At 69.4% G+C, this 19,055-nt stretch carries 19 protein-coding genes; 4 read left to right on the top strand and 15 right to left on the bottom strand.

The window, feature by feature from the left end:
- Positions 1-1,092, top strand: a complete 1,092-nt coding sequence (locus OG558_RS34090; protein ID WP_329477248.1) for a Gfo/Idh/MocA family oxidoreductase — start codon at positions 1-3, stop codon at positions 1,090-1,092.
- A gap of 60 nt (positions 1,093-1,152) precedes the next feature.
- On the opposite strand, the gene OG558_RS34085 is transcribed toward OG558_RS34090, so the two are convergent.
- The 8 genes from OG558_RS34085 to OG558_RS34050 form a co-directional block, all read right to left on the bottom strand.
- A complete protein-coding gene (locus OG558_RS34085; RefSeq protein ID WP_405066647.1) occupies positions 1,153-1,710 on the bottom strand; it encodes a GNAT family N-acetyltransferase in 558 nt (185 codons plus the stop codon).
- A complete protein-coding gene (locus OG558_RS34080; RefSeq protein ID WP_329477252.1) occupies positions 1,707-2,969 on the bottom strand; it encodes an ROK family transcriptional regulator in 1,263 nt (420 codons plus the stop codon). Before OG558_RS34080 ends, OG558_RS34085 begins: the two co-directional genes overlap by 4 nt.
- Before the next feature lie 55 nt (positions 2,970-3,024).
- Positions 3,025-4,278, bottom strand: coding sequence for an enolase C-terminal domain-like protein (locus OG558_RS34075; protein ID WP_405066646.1), 1,254 nt, complete (start codon positions 4,276-4,278; stop codon positions 3,025-3,027).
- On the bottom strand, positions 4,279-5,154 hold the full coding sequence (locus OG558_RS34070; RefSeq protein WP_405066645.1) for an NAD-dependent epimerase/dehydratase family protein: 876 nt from the start codon (positions 5,152-5,154) through the stop codon (positions 4,279-4,281).
- A complete protein-coding gene (locus tag OG558_RS34065) occupies positions 5,151-6,032 on the bottom strand; it encodes a carbohydrate ABC transporter permease (protein ID WP_329477258.1) in 882 nt (293 codons plus the stop codon). Before OG558_RS34065 ends, OG558_RS34070 begins: the two co-directional genes overlap by 4 nt.
- On the bottom strand, positions 6,029-6,955 hold the full coding sequence (locus tag OG558_RS34060; RefSeq protein WP_405066644.1) for a carbohydrate ABC transporter permease: 927 nt from the start codon (positions 6,953-6,955) through the stop codon (positions 6,029-6,031). The genes OG558_RS34065 and OG558_RS34060 overlap by 4 nt, the downstream gene beginning before the upstream one ends.
- Before the next feature lie 3 nt (positions 6,956-6,958).
- Positions 6,959-8,341 carry an extracellular solute-binding protein gene (locus OG558_RS34055; RefSeq protein WP_329477262.1) on the bottom strand — a complete coding sequence of 461 codons (1,383 nt, stop codon included), beginning with the start codon at positions 8,339-8,341 and terminating at the stop codon, positions 6,959-6,961.
- 131 nt (positions 8,342-8,472) lie between these two features.
- Complete coding sequence (locus OG558_RS34050) at positions 8,473-8,793, bottom strand: alpha/beta fold hydrolase (RefSeq protein ID WP_405066643.1); 321 nt, start codon at positions 8,791-8,793, stop codon at positions 8,473-8,475.
- 15 nt (positions 8,794-8,808) lie between these two features.
- Between OG558_RS34050 and OG558_RS34045 the strand changes: the two genes are divergently transcribed.
- On the top strand, positions 8,809-9,180 hold the full coding sequence (locus OG558_RS34045) for a VOC family protein (RefSeq protein WP_405066642.1): 372 nt from the start codon (positions 8,809-8,811) through the stop codon (positions 9,178-9,180).
- Between the two features lie 12 nt (positions 9,181-9,192).
- On the opposite strand, the gene OG558_RS34040 is transcribed toward OG558_RS34045, so the two are convergent.
- Positions 9,193-10,278: a DUF5937 family protein gene (locus tag OG558_RS34040; RefSeq protein WP_405066641.1), complete on the bottom strand. Its 1,086-nt coding sequence runs from the start codon at positions 10,276-10,278 to the stop codon at positions 9,193-9,195.
- A 99-nt stretch (positions 10,279-10,377) separates the two neighbouring features.
- Here OG558_RS34040 and OG558_RS34035 point away from each other — a divergent pair, with 99 nt between their 5' ends.
- On the top strand, positions 10,378-11,610 hold the full coding sequence (locus tag OG558_RS34035) for an MFS transporter (RefSeq protein ID WP_405066640.1): 1,233 nt from the start codon (positions 10,378-10,380) through the stop codon (positions 11,608-11,610).
- Between the two features lie 15 nt (positions 11,611-11,625).
- Here OG558_RS34035 and OG558_RS34030 read toward each other — a convergent pair whose 3' ends face one another.
- Together OG558_RS34030 and OG558_RS34025 are read right to left on the bottom strand one after the other, a co-directional pair.
- Positions 11,626-12,444 carry a sulfurtransferase gene (locus tag OG558_RS34030; RefSeq protein ID WP_405066639.1) on the bottom strand — a complete coding sequence of 273 codons (819 nt, stop codon included), beginning with the start codon at positions 12,442-12,444 and terminating at the stop codon, positions 11,626-11,628.
- Complete coding sequence (locus OG558_RS34025; RefSeq protein WP_328520871.1) at positions 12,441-13,094, bottom strand: thymidine kinase; 654 nt, start codon at positions 13,092-13,094, stop codon at positions 12,441-12,443. The genes OG558_RS34030 and OG558_RS34025 overlap by 4 nt, the downstream gene beginning before the upstream one ends.
- Before the next feature lie 98 nt (positions 13,095-13,192).
- Between OG558_RS34025 and OG558_RS34020 the strand changes: the two genes are divergently transcribed.
- The gene (locus OG558_RS34020) at positions 13,193-14,836 is read left to right on the top strand and encodes a S8 family peptidase (RefSeq protein ID WP_405066638.1); all 1,644 of its coding nucleotides are present in this window, start codon (positions 13,193-13,195) and stop codon (positions 14,834-14,836) included.
- 13 nt (positions 14,837-14,849) lie between these two features.
- On the opposite strand, the gene OG558_RS34015 is transcribed toward OG558_RS34020, so the two are convergent.
- The 4 genes from OG558_RS34015 to OG558_RS34000 all read right to left on the bottom strand — a co-directional run bounded on the left by OG558_RS34015 (position 14,850) and on the right by OG558_RS34000 (position 19,038).
- Positions 14,850-15,974 (bottom strand): alkaline phosphatase family protein, encoded by a 1,125-nt coding sequence (locus OG558_RS34015; RefSeq protein WP_405066637.1) that lies wholly within the window; start codon positions 15,972-15,974, stop codon positions 14,850-14,852.
- Between the two features lie 4 nt (positions 15,975-15,978).
- Positions 15,979-16,590 carry a DUF5998 family protein gene (locus OG558_RS34010; RefSeq protein WP_328520874.1) on the bottom strand — a complete coding sequence of 204 codons (612 nt, stop codon included), beginning with the start codon at positions 16,588-16,590 and terminating at the stop codon, positions 15,979-15,981.
- A 70-nt stretch (positions 16,591-16,660) separates the two neighbouring features.
- Positions 16,661-18,307, bottom strand: coding sequence for an FtsX-like permease family protein (locus OG558_RS34005; RefSeq protein WP_405066636.1), 1,647 nt, complete (start codon positions 18,305-18,307; stop codon positions 16,661-16,663).
- Positions 18,304-19,038, bottom strand: coding sequence for an ABC transporter ATP-binding protein (locus OG558_RS34000; protein ID WP_405066635.1), 735 nt, complete (start codon positions 19,036-19,038; stop codon positions 18,304-18,306). Before OG558_RS34000 ends, OG558_RS34005 begins: the two co-directional genes overlap by 4 nt.
- Positions 19,039-19,055: the final 17 nt, after the last annotated feature.

The following is a 19,055-nucleotide window of genomic DNA, read 5'->3' as shown; positions in this document are numbered from 1 at the left end:
ATGGCTGACACACACCAGCAGCAGGTCGCGATCGTGGGCTGCGGCATCATCGGCCGCACCCACGCGGACACGATCGCGGCACGGCCGGATGCGACCGTGACCGCCCTCGTCGACATCGACGCCGGCGCGCGTGAGGCGCTGGCGGCGCGGCTGACGGAGGCGGGCCGGCCCGAACCGAAGCTGTACGACGATCTGGCCGGTGCGCTGAGTGGATCGGACATCACGCTGGTCGCGATCTGCACCCCGAGCGGGACGCACGCCGAGTTGGCCGAGCAGGCGCTGAACGAGAAGAAGCACGTGGTCATCGAGAAGCCGATCGACGTCGATCTGACCCGGGCCCGTCGCCTCGGTGCGGCGGCCACGCGGGCGGGGAACCAGGGTGTCCTCTCCTCCGTGATCAGCCAGCACCGGTTCGACGCGGGCAGCGCGGCGATCAAGCAGGCGATCGACGCCGGCCGGTTCGGCGAGCTCACGTCCTCGGTCGCGACGGTTGCCTGGTGGCGCAGCGACGAGTACTACGCCTCCGCCGGCTGGCGCGGTACCTGGGAACTGGACGGCGGCGGCGCGCTGATGAACCAGGGTGTGCACACCGTCGACCTGATGCTGTGGTTCATGGGCCGACCGGTGAACATCCAGGCCCAGGCACTGCGGGCGGCGCATCACGCGATCGAGGTCGAGGACACCGTGGTCGCGACGATCACCTTCGAGTCCGGTGCCGTCGGCACCCTGCACGCGACGACTGCGGCCTTCCCGGGTGGCCGGACGCGGCTGTCGGTGCACGGCACCGCGGGTGGCGCCGAGGTGGAGGACGATCTGCTCAGCCGCCTGAACGTCGACGGTGCGAAGGACGACGCCCCGATCGACGTCGGTCCGCCCGGCGGCCACAAGGCGCAGTACGACGACATCCTGTCAGCGATCGCCGACGGTCAGCAGCCGGCGATCACCGTCCACGACGCGATCGACGCCCTGGCCACGGTCCGAGCGGTCTACATCGCGTCGACCCTGCAGCGTCCGGTCAAGTTCATCGACGTACTGGAAGGCCGCTACGACGACGTGGACGTCTCCCGCGGCATCCGCCTCCCACCGAACTAGGCCGTTGCGTCCGAAGAAGTGAGGGCTATGACCCACACTTCTTCGGACGCAACACGGTCGTCAGGCGCCGGGCGCGCGGTCGTTGAGGATGCGCTGGTAGAGGTTGCAGTCCTGCCAGTACCCGTCGATGTGCAGGTACGTCGGCGCCGTGCCGATCTGCCGGAAACCCGTGCGCTCGAGGACGCGCTGCGACGCGGTGTTGCCGGTCAGCGTGCTCGCCTCGATGCGGTGCAGTTTGAGCTCGGAGTCGGCGATCTCCGCGACGGCGTCGACCGCGCGGGTCGCCAGCCCCCGGCCGAGCACCTCGACGGCGAGCCAATAGCCGAGGCTCGCGCTGCGGAACGGTCCGGGCACGAGGTCGCTCAGGGTGATCTGGCCGACGAGCCGGTCGCCGGCGTCGAGCACCCACGGCACGACCTGCCCGTTCTTGTATCGCTCGAGCTGGTAGGTCAACCGCTCCGCCTGTCCGGCCGGAGTGAACCACTTCTCCACCCGTTCGGGCTCCCAGGGCCGGAGGTGTTGTCTGCTGCGGATCTGTTCGTCGGCCAGCGCGGCGGCGTCGTCGAGGGTGGCGATGCGGAGCTGAACGTCGGTCGTCAGCGGGCGGGATTCGATCACTTGGGCAGCCTACGTGCTTGGGAGGATCCGCTGACCCGGGGCGTGAAGGCGTCGTGGAAGATCGTCGACGCGGCGCCGACCGCGGCTGCGTCGGTCTGCAGCATCGACTCCTCGACCACGACCGGCCGGGTCTCGCGGGCGACCGGATGCGCGTTCACCGCGCGGCCGATCTCGGTCAGGAAGATCTCCGAGATCTCCTTCCCGAACGCGGGTCCGCCCAGTACGACGAGGTCGATGTCCAGCAGGTCGACCAGGCCGACCGCCCCTTGCCCGATCACCCGCGCGACCTGGGTGACCGCCTTGACGGCTGCCGCGTCCCCGTCCGAGGCCGCCTTGCAGACGGCCTTGTACCGCTTCGCCTCGTCGGTCGCGCTCGGGTCGGTCTCGACGTACCCGAAGTCGGCGGCGATCACGGGCAGCGAGGCGGTCGGGTTGCACTCGGGCACCATCCGCGGACCGTCCTCGGGAGTCCACTCCCCCATCCGCAGTGCTGCGATCTGGCCGAACTCGCCGGCGTTCGCCGTACCGCCGCGGTAGACGGAGCCGTTCAGGATCAGGCCGCTGCCGACGCCCGTGCCGAGGTAGAGGTAGGCGAAGTCGCGGGAGCGGGCCGAGCGGCCGATCCAGCGCTCGCCGATCGCGGCCGCCGTACCGTCCTTCTCGACCAGGACCGGATGGTTGAGCTTCTCCTGCAGCAACTGGCGGATCTTCAGACCACGCCAGGCCGGCTGCAGCGGGAGCGCGAGCAGCGAGCCGTCCGCGTCGATCGGCCCCGGTACGGCGACGCCGACGCCGAGCATCGAGGCGAGGTCGATCTGGCTGATGCTGAGCGCCGCGGTCACGGTCGCGGCGGCCAGGTCGACCAGTTTGGTCGCCTCCAGATCGTCGGCCAGGTCCACGGTCTCCCGGCGCACGATCGTGCCGTCGAGGTCGACCACCGCGACGGTCAGCAGTTCGGGGTCGATGTGGATGCCGACCGCGTGGGCCGCGTTCGAGCGCAGCCGCACCGGGGTGCGTGGCTTGCCGAGGCGTTCGGCGCGCTCCTGCGCTTCCTCGACGAGCAGCCCCTGCTGCAGGAGGATCCGCAGGATCCGCGACACCGACTGCTGGGTGAGACCGGTCCGGCGGGAGATCTCGGTCCGGCTGATGATCCCGGCCAGCCGGATCGTCTCGATGATCACCGCCTCGTTGAACGACCCCAGGTCGTACTGGTTCGCGCCCGCGCGCCGCAGCTCCGATTCCTCACCCGAGTCGTCCATCGCCACCTCCCCGCTCTTCCCGATTAGCCGCGATCGTACTGCCGAAGGTGCTTGATCACGGTGCTTCTAGCGCTCCGTCGATGCGTCGTACGCCGGCCGCCCACTCGTCGTGTCCGGACAGTTGCGCGGGATAACGGGCCGCCGCCTCCAGGTCGAGGTCGATCCCCCAGCCGGGAGCCTCGTTCGGACGCAGCCAGCCGTCCTCGATCCGCAGCGTCCCGGGGAACACCTCGTACGTCGCCTCGTTGTAGAGATGACCCTCTTGGATGCCGAAGGCAACGGAACTGACGTCGAGGGCGACGTTCGCGGCCGCGCCGATCGGCGAGGTGTCACCGGGCCCGTGCCACGCGGTCCGGACGCCGGAGATCTCGGCGAGATCGGCCAGCTTCCGGGCCGGCGTGAGACCGCCGATGTCGGACACGTGCGACCGGATGAAGTCGACGCCGCCGTCACGGATCAGGCGGACCGCGTCACCGAAGGACGTCGTCAGCTCACCGACGGCCAGCGGCACCGGCGACGCCGCCCGCACCTCGGGCAGCCGGTCCCAGAGCTCGGGCGCCAGCACATCTTCCAGGAAGAACAGCCGGTGCGGCTCGAGCGACCGGGCCAGCAGCACGGCCTCCTTCGGCGTGAGCCGGGAGTGCACGTCGTGCAGCAGCTCGATGTTGTCCGGCAGCACGTGCCGCGCCTCCGCGAACAGCTCCGGCGTCGTCCGCAGGTAGTCCCGCGCGGACCAGCCGTTGTGGTACGGCGCGTCCGGATAGAGGGTCGGCACCCGCGGAGCGCCGTACCCGCCGCCGCCAGGCGTCGAGACCTGCAGACGGATGTGCCGCCAGCCCTGTGCGATCAGCTTCTGCGCGTGGTCGAGGGTCTCCTCGATCGTCTTGCCGCTGGCGTGGATGTAGGTGTCGGCCGCCGCGCGGACCTTGCCGCCGAGCAGCTCGTAGACCGGCATGCCGGCCCGCTTGCCGGCGATGTCCCACAGGGCCTGGTCGATGCCGGAGATCGCGTTGTTCGTCACCGGTCCGCCACGCCAGTAGCCGGAGTACCCGGCGAGGCGGGTCAGGTCGCCGATGTCACCCGGGTAGCGGCCGACCAGCAGCCGGGCCAGATGCTCGTCGACGAACGTCTGGACAGCCTTCCACCGCTGGGTGAACGTCGCGCACCCGAGCCCGTACAGGCCGGGCTCGGTGGTGTCGATCTTCACCACCACCAGCGGGATGCCTTGCGGCGCGGTCACGATCGCCTTGACCTCGCGGATCCGGACGTCGTCCCGGACGGGCCACGGCTGGTCGAAGTTCGAGGGCATTCAGAGCTCCAGGGGAAGGGTCGGTAGGTCGAGTTCGTGCCGGGCCTGGAAGCCGAGCACGGTCCGGACGGCCGTCAGGTCGATCGGCACCTCGCGGCCGATGAACCGGCGCGACCGCCGCACGTCCGGCGCGAACGCGCCGAGGAGGTCCTCGGTCGCGTACGGCGCGAGAGTAGTGCCCGCGGCGACGAAGAACGTATGCGCCCCGGACGCCGGCGCGGTCAGCCCGAGCTCGATCGAGTACGCCGCATCCCGCGTGTCCAGGTAGCTCCAGGCCTCCCGCAGTCCGGCGGCCGGCGTCTCCCGGGCGTTGCCGGCCAGACGCTGCAGCACCTCGGCCGAGTTCACGTGCGGGAAGCGGAACGCGACCACATCGATCCCCCAGCGCCGCCAAGCCATTCTGGCGGTGTTCTCGTCGTTCTGCTTGGACAGCGAGTACGGGTCGCCGACGTCGGCCGGCGCCTTCTCGTCCCAGGGGAAGTACGCCGGCTTGATCTCGTGCGGGTTGAACGGGATCCCGGTCGCGTTGATGCTGCTCGCGATCACGGCCCGTTCGATCCCGAGCGCTCCGGCCTGGGCGAGCACGTTGAACGTCGACACCACGTTGATCGCGTAGACGTCGTACGGCGTACCGGCCGACGGGTGAGCGAGTGCCGCCAGGTGAACGACGTACTCGGCGCCCTCGAGCGCCCGGGCGACGTCCGGCTCGGACCGGGTGTCCCCGATCAGCACGCGGTCGGCCTTGAGGTCCGGGTGCTCGACGTTGGTCAACGCCGTCACCCGGGCCCCGAGCTCGTTCAGGTGTTCAACCGTCGCCAGGCCGATCCGCCCGGCCGCCCCCGTCACCAGCACCCGCCGGCCGTTGAGTGGACTCACTCTTTGATACCCCCTGCCATCCCCACGCCTCGCAGGAACTGCTTCTGGAACAACAAGAACAACACGACAGGTATCAGAACCGCGAGGAACAGGGCACTCATCTGCAGGGAGATCTCCGTGGTCTTCTGCACCCGTGGCAGGGCAACCGAGATCGGTTGCAGCCGCGGGTCGGGCAGGACGAGCAGCGGCCAGAGGTAGTCCTTCCAGGACCCGATCACCGTGAGTAGTGCGACGACGCCGACGATCGGCTTGGACAGCGGCAGGATCAGCGCCGTGAACAACCGCAGGTTGCTCGCCCCATCTATCCGGGCGGCCTCGATCAGCTCGCGCGGGATCGAGTCGAAGTACCGCTTCATCACCAGGACGTTGAACGCGCTGGCCGCCGACGGCAGCCAGACCGCCCAGAACGTGTTCTGCAGGCTGATCCCGAGCAGCGGCATCTTCAGCACGGTCATGTACAGCGGGACCAGTGAGATGACACCAGGCAGGAACAGCGTCGCCAGGACGGCTCCGGTGACGATCGGTCCCCATTTCGGCCGCAGGATGCTCAGTACGAAGGCTCCCGTCGTACACACGAACAGCGTCGAGATCATCGAGCCGATCGCGATGAACGCGGTGTTGCCCAGGTAGGCGCCGATCTGGACCCGGTTCCAGGCGTCGGGGATGTTCTTCAGCTGGATCCCCGACGGCCACAGCTGCATCGGGCCGCTCAGGATGTCCTGGCTGGTGGAGACGCCGGACTTGAGCAGCCAGAGCAGCGGGCCGACGCCGGCGATCAGGACACCGATGAAGATCAGCACCTGGATCGCCGGCAGGCCGACGCGGACCACGCTGCGCTGCCGGTCCTTGGTCGAGATGATTCCGCGCTCGTAGCTCATGAAGTACTCCAGCGGCGAGTGACGAAGTGGTAGACGACCGACAGCACGCACAGCACCCCGGCGAGCAGCACGCTGAGCGCGGTCGCGGCGCCGAAGTCTCCGTTGACGAACGCGTACCGGTAGATCAGCAGCAGGACCGTCATGGTGGCGTTGTTCGGGCCGCCGCCGGTGAACAGGAACGGCTCGGTGAACACCTGGAACGTCCCGATCAGCTGCAGCAGCATCATGATCAGGATGATTCCGCGGATCTGCGGCAGGGTGACGTGCCAGACCCGGCTCCAGATCCCCGAGCCGTCCAGTTCGGCCGCCTCGTACAACTCCGTGCGTACGCCGGTCAGCGCCGCCAGGTAGATGATCGACGTGGCGCCCGCGCCGGCCCAGGTCGCCTCCAGCACGATGGCCGGCATCGCCAGGGTCTGCGAGTTCAGCCAGGCGAACGGCCCGATCCCGAACCAGCCGAGGATCGAGTTGAAGACGCCCGCACCACTCGGGTCGTAGAAGAACGTCCACAACAGGATCGCGGCCACCGGCGGGACCACGGCCGGCAAGTAGGAGAACACGTTGTAGAGCCATCCGGTCTTGCGCAGCTCACTGATGAACACGGCCAGGAACAGCGGCACCGGGAAGCCGAAGAGGAGTGCCAGGAAGGCGAAGTACAGCGTGTTGAGCGCCGCCTGCGGGAGCTGCGGATCGGTCAGCACGTAACTGAAGTTCGACATCCCGACCCACTCGGCGGGCAGGACCAGGTTGTTCTTCTGGAAGCTGAGCACCAGGCCGCGGACGATCGGTCCCCAGGAGAAGTACAGGAAGATCAGCACCAGGGGCAGGGCGAAGAAGATGCTGCTGAGCCCGCCGGAGCGGTACCAGGTCGCGACGGACCTGGCACTGCTCCGGCTCCGCTTCGGCGTACGTAGCTGGAACATCGGCTACCGGGCCAGGCGTGCGTCGATCTTCGAAGCGGTGTCACTCAAGAGTTTGTCGATGTCGGCATCCTTCTTCGTGAGCACCTGCTGGACCACCGGGTCGAGCAGCGAGTAGACCTCCTGGCCCTTGTTCGACGGCTCGGGCAGCAGCTTCAGCGACGTGGTCGAGTCGATGTAGCCCTGGAACTGCTTGACCGGGACGTTCACGTACGGCTCACGCCACTTGTTGAACTGGTCGTACGTCTCCTGGCTCAGCGGGCTGATGCCGGGACGGCCGACGAAACCCTTGTCGGCGATCGTGTTCTTGGCGTCCTGGACCGCGACCGACTCGGTCGTGTACTTGTCGAACTGGTCGAACTTGATCCACTTCAGCGCGGCGACGATCTCGTTCTTGGTCGCCTTCGGGCTGATCATCTTCAGCGAGCCGCCGGTCAGCGTGCCGTACGGGCCACCGTCCTGCGGCAGCGCGCCCTCACCGAAGTCGGCGGGCTTCATGCCGAACTGCTTCACGCTCATGTCGTAGGCGTCCGGCGCCTGCAGGACCATGCCGATCTTGCCGGCCGCGAAGTCCTGGCGGACCTCCTCCTGGGTGTACAGGAACCTGCTGCCCATCGAGTTGTCGGTCCAGCGCATGTCCTTGAGCAGCTGCAGCGCCTTCTTGGTCGGCGCGTCGTTGAACGTGCTCTTCTTGCCGTCCGCGCTCTCGACCGTGCCGCCCATGCTGTAGGTCATCGTGGTCAGCATCCAGCCACCGGTGTTGTTCGTGGTCAGCTGCGCGTACCCCGCCTTGCCGGTCTTCTCGGAGATCTGCTTGGCGTACTGGCGGACCTCGTCCCAGGTCGTCGGCGGCTTGTCCGGGTCCAGGCCGGCCTTCGTGAACAGCGCGCGGTTGTAGGCGATGCCGACCGAGAAGACGTCGATCGGTACGCCGTAGATCCGGCCGTTCGCGTCCTGCACGATCTTCAGGACGTTCGGGTTCAGGTCCTTGGTCAGGTCGACCAGCTTCAGCTCGTCGGTGATGTCCGGCAGCTGCTTGTTCGGGATCATGTTGGCCGGTTCGGTGAAGCTGATGTTCATCACCGTCGGCAGCGTCCCGCCGGCCACCTGGGCCTGGAAGGTCTGGGCCTGCCAGCTGGTCTCGGTCGACTTCACGGTGATGTTCGGGTTCTTGGCGGTGAAGTCGGCGATCTTCTGGTTGAACGCCTTCAGGTCGTTCGGCTTGTCGGGGGTCGGGCGGTCCCCGATCGTGATGGTGACCGGGGCGTTCTGGTCGATCTCGCCACCGGCGCCGGACGCCGACGGCGTCGTGCCCTTCGCACAGCCCGCGGCCGCGAGCACCAGCCCGGCAACCCCCAGGGCGGCGCCCCACCTGCTCACTCTCGTCATCGGAACTCCTCAGGTTTCCGGATGCCGCCGATGTGCTCTGAGCTACACACCGGCCAGGTCCCGAGTAAGTTAAACCAAGCGTGTTACTAATTCAATGCCTAGAAGAGGGTCAATTGCTGCAGCGCTTTCGCTCAGGGGTTGAGGTCGCCCAGCGGCATGAACTTGGGCGGCTGCGGATCGGCCAGGAAGTCGAGCAGCAGACTGTTGACCAGCCCGGGCTTCTCCAGCGGCAGTCCGTGCGAGGTCCCCGGTACGACGGCCACCTGGGCGTCCGGGATCGCCCGGGCGACCTCGGCGGTGTGCTCGATCCGGACGCAGTCGTCGTCACCCTGCATCAGCAGGACCGGCTCACCCGCGCCGAGCTCCTCGTAATACGTTCGGACTCCCCGCGCATCGACGTACATGATTGTCGAACGCCCGGAGCAGGCTCCGACGTTCCCGATGACAGCCACTCGAGAAGGGGCATCATGCCGAATCATGTCGTGCACTTCGAGATCACGGGGACCGATCCCGCCCGCCTGCACGCCTACTACCGAGAGCCCTTCGGCTGGACCTACGAGCTCGGGGACACCGTCTCCGGACAGGTCTCCGAAGCAGGCTCGTACGGCTTCGTGGACGCGAGCATCGCCGGCCTGAACGGCGGCGTCGGTGGTGGCGCGACAGTTCGGCCCAAGGCGCTGTTCTATGTCGGTGTGGATGATGTCGGAGCCGCGCTGGACCAGGCCGAGGCACTCGGCGGACAGCGGGTCTTCGGGCCGGACGGCGTACCGGGGAAGCTGGTCGTCGGTCAGTTCACCGATCCGGAAGGCAACCTGATCGGTGTCGCCGGCCCGCACTAGCCGCGCTGCTACTCAGCGCAGTACTGCCGCCAGCAGGTCGGCCCCCAGTGCCGTCAGATCGGGCAGGTTGAGGGTGTAGTGGACGTAGCGCCCGTGCCGCCGGGTTGAGAGCAGGCCCGCGCGGCGCAGGACGGCGAGGTGGCGGGAGACCTCCGGGGGTGAAAGCTCCCAGGCGTCGGCCAGCTCGCCGGTGGTGTGCGGGCCCCGGGCCAGCGTGCGCAGTAGCCGCAGGCGGATCGGATTGGCGAGTGCCTCCAGCCGGAGGGTGACTGTTTCCAGCGACACCGGCTCCGATGGACTCTGCTCGGCGACGGGGTACTGCACCACCGGATGCCACCCGGGGGCGTGGACCGCTACCAGGTGCGGGCGGCCGAAGACGCTGGGGACGAAGGTGACCCCGGTGCCGTGGGCGGAGGTCGCCTTGTCCTGCAGCTTGTCCACGATGATGCAGTCGCCGTCCGGTGCCAGGGTGACGGCGCTGGAGACCGAGGCGAGTGCCGCCCCGATGCCCTGGCGCTTCAGCAGGTCGTTCTTCAGCCGCAGGTCGGTGGCAAGCTGCACGGCGACGCCTGTCCAGGCGGCGTCGAAGAAGGCCTCTGCGCACTGTTCGAGGGTGTGGCGCACCCGCGCCCGCACTGCGGCCGGGTCCGCGAGCAGCCGTTCCGCGAAGGCCTCTTGGACCGCGCCGCGGGCCTGGGCCAGGTCCAAGGCACGCTCGCGTGCCGTCGCGTCGGCGAGCGGCGACGGCCCGGCGAAGTGGACCCGGTTGCTGCCGCATGTGGTGACGAGCGCGGCGGTCACATAGGTTTCATCGTCGATCCGGTCCACGTCGTCCAACTCGTCGGCGAGGGTGGGCCGGGGACGCGCGGGGACCAGGAAGTCGGCTCGTGAGGAACGCCAGAGGAACTCCGCTTCCCTGAGCCGCTCGGCCAGCTCCGGCCGCAGCCCGGCCCAGACGTCCCCGGCCCAGCCGGCGAGCTGCGGGTGATGCCCGGGTTCGGCCAGCACGTGCAGCATCGCGGTCAGCTCGGCCAGCGGGGAGGCAGCGAACCGTACTCGCCCGGACGGCAGGCCGCCGATGTCGATCCTCAACGTCATCTCCTCATCATCGCTGGTCGGACGGCCGGCGAACGCGTCGATTGACGGTGTCCGTCAACCGACATGGCCGGCCCGGCGGCCTCACGCACCGTTGACGCCATGGGAACCAGCACCAAGATCCAGCCGCGCGCCCTCGTCCGGGCCTCCGGAGGCCCCCGCTATGCCGTGGCCGTGGCCGTGGACTCGCTCGGCACCGGCCTGCTGCGGCCCTTTCTGCTGCTCTACGGGGTGACGGTGCTGAGGCTGTCCGCTCCGACCACCGGCATCGCCATGACCGTCGGCGTCGTCGTGGCGCTGGTATGCACGCCCGCGGTCGGCCGATGGCTGGACCGGGGCGCACGCAGCACGGTCGTGGCGGCGTCGATGCTGGTGCGTGTGGTGGGCGTGGCGCTGCTGCTGGCCGCCCCGGCAGGGCACGTCTGGCTGTTCGCGACGGCGGCACTCTTCCTCGGCATCGGCAACCAGTCATGGCCGGCCGCCCATGCAGCCCTCGTGGCCACGGTCGCCCACGGCCGCGAACGCGACGCCGCTCTCGCGGCCGGCCGCGCCGTGCGCAACGCCGGCCTGGGCGCGGGTGCGCTCCTCGCCACCGCATGTCTGGCGGGAGGCACCACCGCGTTCCAGGCGATGGCGGCCGTCAGCGGGCTCGCCTATCTCGCGGCGGCAGCCTTGGCATGGTCGGTCCACCTCCACACGCATCCGGCCGCTACTTCGGCCAAGGACAGGGCGGACCGGCCCGCACCTCGGATGCGCGCGCTGCTGGCAGCGAACGTGGTCTACGTCTTCTGCCTCAACGTCTTCGAAATCCCGGTCCCTCTGGTCCTGGTGACCCAGTTGCACGCATCCCCGGTGTGGCCGGCAGCCATCTTGGTGGGCAACACGGTGCTGGTGGTCACCCTGCAGGTTCCGGTCACCGTCCTGATGTCCAGGTTCTCCCGGCGAACCGTGCTGGCTCTCGCCGGCGTGATACTCGCCGCGTCCTACCTCGGCTTCCTCGTAGCCACCTCACTGGGACACGGCTGGGGTGCCCCGGCCGTCGCGACGGTATCCGTGGTCTGCACGATCGGCGAGATCATCTATGCCGGCAGCGCTACCGCGCTCGTCACCGCCCTCACCCCGGCGCATGTCCTGGGACGCACCCTCGCCCGCTTCCAGCTCTCCACAGGCTTCGGCCTCGCCATCTCCCCGGCGGTCATCACCGCACTCGCCTCCCACGGCGCGGCTGCGCTCTGGGGCAGCCTCGCCGGTGCGACGCTCCTCTCCGCCACCGCCGTTGCCACCGAGAAGGATCAGGGTGCTCGTGGAGCAGGGCGCGCGCCTGCCCGTACGTAGCCGCCGTACAACGGCTTAGTGCTTGCCGGTGGCGATCGGGCGGGAGGGGTCGGTGATCCATTCGGACCAGGAGCCGATGTAGACGGTGGCGGGGAGGCCGGCCAGGTCGAGGGCCAGGGCCTCGTGGGCGGCGGTGACGCCGGAACCGCAGTAGACGCCGACTTCGGTAGTCGCGGTGGCTCCGAGCTTTTCGAAGCGTTCACGGAGTTCGGCGGCGGGGAGGAAGTGACCGGTCTCGTCGACGTTCTGGGTGGTGGGGGCGTTGGTGGCGCCGGGGATGTGGCCGGCGACCGGGTCCATGGGTTCGACCTCGCCGGCGAAGCGCTCGGGGGCTCGGGCGTCCAGGAGTACGCCGGACGCCGCAACGGCAGCCGCGCCATCGGCGTCGAGCAGCGGGAGGTGGCCGCCGGTGGCGGTGTAGGTGCCGGCGCCGTCGGCAGGGACGTCGGTGGTGACCTCTCCCCCGGCGGCTTGCCACGCGGCGAGGCCGCCGTCCAGGACGCGTACGTCGGACAGCCCGAAGTACCGGAAGATCCACCAGGCCCGGGCGGCCGCCATCGAGTTGGCGGCGTCGTAGACCACCACAGCGCTGTCCGCGGACACCCCGGCCCGGCGCAACGTGGCCGTCACGGTGGTTGCTTCGGGCAACGGGTGGCGACCGGGTCCGGGCGGACCGGCCAGCTCGGTGTCCAGGTCGACGAAGTGTGCTCCCGGCAGGTGGCCCGCGTCGTACGCCTCCTTGCCTGGAGGACCGGCCAGGTTCCAGGTGACGTCGATGAGAACCGGCTTCGGGTCCGCCGCACGCAGTTCGTCGATGGTGATCAAGGGACTCATGACGCGGCTCCTCCGAAGGGCAGTACCTCGGGTGACAGGGTGGCGCGGGCGCGGGCCTGGGTGAGGCGGCGGCGGTGGTGCCGGCGGCAGAGCACTTCATAGGAGACCTCGTGGTCCAGCGTCACCATGTCACCCACCACCAGCTGCTCGCCCTCGGTCACCATCTCCCCACCGATCGTACGGGCGTTGTGCGTGGCTCGTTCACCGCACCAGCACAGTGCCTCGACCTGCAGCAGCTCCATCCGGTCCGCGAGCTCCACCAACCGGGCCGATCCCGGGAACAGCGTCGCCCGGAAGTCGGTCAGGATGCCGAAGCAGAACACGTCGATCTGCAGCTCGTCGGCCAGCCGGGCCAGCTGCTCGATCTGCAGCGGGCTGTAGAACTGCGCCTCGTCGCACACCACGTAGTCGATCCGGCCGCCCTGGGTCAGCTCGTTCACGACGTAATCCCAGAAGTCGAACTCGGGCCGCACCTCGACCGCCTCGGCGGCGAGTCCGAGCCGGGACGAGAGCACCGACTCACCGGCGCGGTCGTGGCTGGTGAAGATCCGCCCGAGCCGGCCCCGGGCCTTGTGGTTGTGGTCCATCTGCAGCGCCAGCGTGGACTTGCCGCAGTCCATGGTCCCGGTGAAATAGAGCAGCTCAGCCACGGGCGCACATCCTGCCAAGTCAGCGGATCACCTCGCACGCCGGGGTGTGCCGGAGGGTCCGGCTTGGGTTCTGGGCCTCCGGGCGGTTTGAATGGAACGTGCGCAAAGCTCTGGTCCTCTTCCTCGCGGCCTGTCTCATCGCCGCCACCGCCACCCTGCCGGCCGCGGCGACGCCGGTCCGGGCGCAGGCCGGACTCCGCGCGTACTTCGTCATCACCGAGCCGGGCCAGACCGGAAAGGTCACCGGCGCGGTCGGCTCGAACGGCGGCACCGTCTACGCGACGTACGACGCGATCGGGGTGATCGTGGCGCACTCGACGGCCACCGACTTCGCCGCCAAGATGCGTGGCGTCGACGGCGTCCAGAAGGCCGGCGCCACCCGCACCTCGGACCTGCCCGCCGAGGTCGGCAACCCGGCGATCCCGCCCGTGGTGCCCGAGGCGGCCACCACCTCGCCCGAGATCGATCGCGGCGACATGACCCAGATCGGCGCGGACCGGGCCTGGCAGAAGAACCCTGGCTCCAAGAGCATCACGGTCGGCGTGCTCGACACCGGCGTGGACGACCAGCACCCCGACCTGAAGGCGAACTTCGACACGAGCAAGTCGGCGTCCTGTGCCTACGGCAAGGCCGACACCCGGCCCGGCGCCTGGCGGCCGGTCGGCGAGCACGGTACGCACGTCGCCGGCACCATCGCCGCGGCCCGGAACGGGATCGGCATGATCGGCGTCGCCCCTGGCGTGAAGATCTCGTCGATCCGGATCGCCGAGCCAGACAGTCAGCTGTTCTTCCCGGAGAACACGGTCTGCGCGTTCATGTTCGCCGCCGACAAGGGTGTCTCGGTCACCAACAACAGCTACTACGTCGACCCGTGGCTGTTCCTGTGCCCGACGGACCAGGACCAGGACGCGATCGCCGAGGCGGTCCGCCGGGCGGTCGCGTACTCGGACGCGAAAGGCGTGGTGAACGTCGCCGCGGCCGGCAACGAGGACTACGACCTGGCGGAGAAGAGCACCGACGAGTCCAGCCCGAACGACTCGACCCCGGCCCCGCGCACGGTCGCCGACGACTGCATCAGCCTGCCGACCGAACTGCCGAACGTGGTCGTGGTGGCCTCCGTCGACTCGACCAGCACCAAGTCGCAGTTCTCCAACTTCGGTGAGAACAAGATCAACCTGGCCGCCCCCGGTCAGGGCGTCTACTCGACCGTTCCGGGCGGCGCCTACAAGGTGCTCGAGGGTACGTCGATGGCGTCGCCGCACGTCGCCGGCGTCGCGGCCCTGCTGCGGAGCGTGGATCCTCGACTGACCCCCGCGCAGGTGCGTGCCCGGCTCGCGCAGCAGGCGAACGACCTGGCCTGCCCGGCCGGCTCGTCCGGTCAGTGCGTCGGCTCGGCGGCGAACAACTCCTTCTACGGCGAGGGCATGGTCGACGCGGCGGAGGCGGTCGGTGCCGCGGCCGCGCAGCCGCAGGGTGCGGTGGCGATCACCGAGCCGTCCGAGCAGCTCGGATTCGGCGGAGCGCCGGCGATTCCGCTGCTGATGAAGGGGACCGGTGGCACCGGCGACATCAGCTACTCGGCGGCGGGCTTGCCGCCGGGGCTCAGCATCGACCCCGAGCGCGGCTGGATCACCGGAGTCCTCACCCCCGGCTCCGGACGCTACAAGGTGACCGTCGTCGCCCGGGACGGCGAGGCCAAGACGGCGCAGACCAGCTTCTTCTGGGACGTCTGGAGCTTCTAGCCGCGGACCAGAGCTAGCGGCCGGCGTCGACGAGCAGTGGGATCAACATCTCGTCGACGGTGAGCGAGCCGTGCAGCCCGATCAGTCCGGCCTCGGGCGGGTACCGGCGGCTCGCGACCAGCGCAACCGGTCCGAGTGCGGCGACCACGACGTCGCCCAAGCGCGGCGCAACCCGGTCCTCGACGGCACCGAACCATCCACGTGCGACCGCATCCTCCCGGCTCAGCACGAGCGCCTTGTCCCCCAGCCGCTCGCGGTACGTCGCGATGACGTCGGCCTCTGCCCCGGCGAGGCAGTACAGATGCCGGAAGCGTGACTCGCCCCCGATGAGTCGCAGGCCGTCGGTCAAAGCAGGCTCGGCGTCGAGGTCGAGGCGGTGCTCCGGCGCCACGTCCACCATCCCGTGGTCGGCGACGACGAGCAGTACAGCGTCGCGCGGCAACGCGGACCGGACTTGCTGCGCGAACATGTCCGCTGCGGCCAGCTCTTTCTGCCACTGCCACGACTCGCTGCCCTGCTGATGACCGGTGTAGTCCAACTGGGAGTCGTACACGTACACCAACGACGAGCTACCTTCACGGCTCGCGAACCGAGTCGCGTCCAGCCGGTCCTCGATGGTGTCAGCGCCCCGGTGGGCACTCCCCCGAAACGCCGCGGCCGTCAGACCCGACGAGTCGAAGCGTGCCTTGCTCACGTTGCGCGTGGCAACGCCGGCAGCGGCGACGCGATCGAAGACCGTGCCATGCGGTTGCCAGCGGCGCGGGTCGACCGGTGCGTCCCAGGACAGGGCGTTCAGCAAGGCACCGGTCTCCGGCACGATCGAGGTGTAGCCGACGATGCCGTGGGCGCCAGGCGGCAACCCGGTCCCAAGGCTGGTGAGGCTCACCGCGGTGGTCGAGGGCACTCCAGCCGTCAGGCTGCGACCGGTCGGCAGCAACGACGCCAGGTACGGCGCGGCATCCGCGTGCCGTTGCAGCAGGTTCCACCCCAGTCCGTCGAGCAGCAGGACGGCGTACCGCGGTGACGGCGGTAGGCCGAGGGCGTTCTGCTCGCCGGGGACCGACAGCGCACCGGCGACCGATGGGAGCACGTCGGCGAGCGAGCCACCGCCGTACTGCGGCTCCACCGGCACGATCACCGCACTACCTGCTGGTCGCGAACGAGAGGGCCTGCGCGAACTCGAGCACCTGCTGGATCCCGGCCGGGCCGTCCGCGGCGGCGCTGATCCGCAGCGAGATGTCGTCGGCCGCGACGGATCCGGTGTAGCCGTGGTCGGCCTCGCAGTTCGGGTCGGCGCAGACGGCCGGCTCCAGGTCGATCCGATTCACCATCCCCCAGCCGATCGTGAGCACGACCTCACCGCCGCCCGCCACCGCCGGGTCGGACTTGCCGGACGCGTAGCCGGCCGGGTTGGGAACCACCCGGTTCACGACCACCGCGTTCACCCGTTGCAGCGGGATCGCCTCGGTCGAGGTCGACGCGTACGGCGCGCGGATCAGCTCGTCGGCCGCGTGCTCGTCGGTGTGCCCGACGATCAGCCGGGTCGGGGTGAGCGCCAGGATCGTGATGTGCCGCCGGACTTCGTCCCGGTCGAACGTCGGCTCGTGCTGCAGCATGAACGCGCGGATCGGCTCGCCGGCGATCGCCACCGCGAGCGAATCCGTCACGACGTCTGGGTAGTAGCCGCACCGGTCGATCGCCTCGCGCAGGGCTGCGGACGCGTCCGCGAGTTCCGGGGCATTCAGGTCACGCATGCCCTCATCCTGCCACGGACGCGGCCCGCGCCGTTTTCCCCTTGTGGACGAGCACAGTGGACGACGGTGATCAGTTCGCGCTCGCCTTCCGCAGCACCGGTGCACCCGCGGCGCCCGCCACCGCGACCAGCACGAGTCCGGCGACGACCTGACCGATCAGCAGCAGTACGCCGGAACTCCCCTGTGTGATCACCTTTCCACCACTGAGCGCGAGCCCGCACAGCGCACCGAACCCGACGACCGGCAATCCGACCCCGATGACAGGTACGACGGCGGCGAGTCGCGCCGACCGCTCGATCACCCGCAACGGCACACCAGAGCGCCGCAACGCACGGGCAGGCGCGGCCTGGTCAAGCGCCGTACCCACCGCTCCTGCTGCTGTCGACGCAGCCACGGTCATGAACACAAGGGCCAGCAGCAGCGCGACTCCGATGCACAGATCGTGGAACGTCGGGTCGTCCTTCCCCGGCGGCATGAATACCGAGATGAAGCCGGTGACAAACCCACTCAGCACCAGCGCCGCCACCGGACGGAACGCGGCCTTCGGGTCGTCGGCCAGTCGCCGTCCCGCGAGCAGCGCCACCGGACCGTTGGCCAGGCTCGCCAGCATCTTGCCGATCACCTGCACCGCCCATGGCCCGATCACCCGTACGGCGAGCGCAGCGAAGCCCACACCGATCAGCAGCGGGATCAGAGCCGCCTGCATCCCGTAGTACGCGAGAACGATCGGACCGATCAGCAACAGGCCGAGCCGCAGCACCCTGATCCCCTTGCGAGTCTGACCGCGTACGACGCCGAGTGGGGTGATGCTGACCCGGCCGAGCCCGATCAGCGCGCTGATCACCGACAGGACGGGTACCGCGGCCAGTACGACGAGCACGTTCCACCAGCTCACCGTGATGTCGTCCACGTACCAGCGTCCGCCGCCCAGCGGGATGCGGGCGATGAGTGGACTCAGCAATGTGTAGCCGACCAGGCCGATGACTGCACCGGCCAGACCGAGTACCGCCTGCTCCACCGCGCTCAGCCAGAGCACCTGTGTCCTGGTCGCTCCGGCGAGGCGGAGTGCAGCCAGGCGATGCTCACGGCGCTTCGCCGCGACGCCGGCGGCCTGACCGACCAGGCTCAGGATTGGGAACAGCACCAGGATGATGCCGAAGGCCACCGCGAACAGCAGACCGACCATGCGGCTGTCCCAGACGTCGTCGTTCCAGCTGCTGACGTACTGCGGATGGTCGTCGGGCCGGAGTGAGTCGACGCCATGGATGACGACGAACTCCTCCGGCGAGGACAGCCCCTTGTCGCTGATCACGCCGGCCGGGTTCTCCACGCCGTACTGCTTGCTCAGCGTGGACCAGTGCTTGGCGACCTCGGGCGAGACGAAGACCTCGCCCGGCTTCGGGGTGTGGCCGAGGCCGGGTGGTGGCGGGAGTTCGTTGGGGCGGAGCGTCGCCAGGTCGAGGCGGATCATCGGGTGACCGTCGACCGTCTCGTCGGTCTGGTCGATGGTTCCGATCGCCGTCGCCGGGTCGGCTTTGTCGGAGCTGCGCCAGCCGATCCGGTCGGAGCGATGGGCCAGGCCCAGCGAACCGGCGATCAGGAAGGTGACGAGGAGCGCAACAACCGCGGTCGCGCCCAGGGCGGCGAGGTTGGCCGCCCGGCCACCAGGCCCCGGACGGCGGACGAACCGCAGCCCGAGGTCCGTCATCGGGCTCATCGCCCAGTCCCCCAGCCGAGGTCGCTCATCGGCGACCCAGCACCCGGCGAGTCACTGACCCGGCCGTCGACGATGCGCAGGACTCGGTGGCAGCGGGCGGCGACCGCGTTGTCGTGAGTGACGACGACTGCCGCCGCGCCGCGATGCGTGGCCGCGCCGACGAGCAGGTCGATCACCTGCGAGCCGGTGGTCGCGTCCAGGGCACCGGTCGGTTCGTCGGCGAACACCACCTGCGGCTCGCCGACCAGTGCGCGGGCGATCGCGACGCGCTGTGCCTGACCGCCGGACAGTTCGCCCGGGCGCCGCCCGGCTTCCGCTGCCAACCCGACCTGGGCGAGCATCCTCCGGGCCCGGCCGATCGCGTCTCGCCGGCTCAGTCCGTCCACCATCAACGGCAGGGCGACGTTCTCGTCGGCGGGCAGCTCGGCGAGCAACTGGTTGTCCTGGAAGACGAAGCGCAGCCGGCGACGTCGAAGCACTGTGCGGGCCGCGTCGGTCAGCTGGTCGACGCGTTCGCCGCCCAGCCAGACCTCGCCCTGGTCCGGCGTGAGGATGCCGGCAAGGACGTGCAGCAAGGTGGTCTTGCCGTTACCGCTCGGGCCCATGACCGCGAGCGCCTCACCGGACCGGACCGCGACATCCACGCCGGCCAGGCCGACGACGTCGCCGTAGTACTTGACCAGGGCGTGACCGCTCAGGACGACCTGTGGTTGGGGACTCTGGAAGCTCATACCGCAGAGCCTGTCGC

The sequence above is a fragment of the Kribbella sp. NBC_01510 genome, assembly GCF_045040325.1.
GTDB lineage: Bacteria > Actinomycetota > Actinomycetes > Propionibacteriales > Kribbellaceae > Kribbella.
The sequence above is the reverse complement of the archived record's forward strand: the minus strand, read 5'-3'. Positions and strand labels throughout refer to the sequence as shown.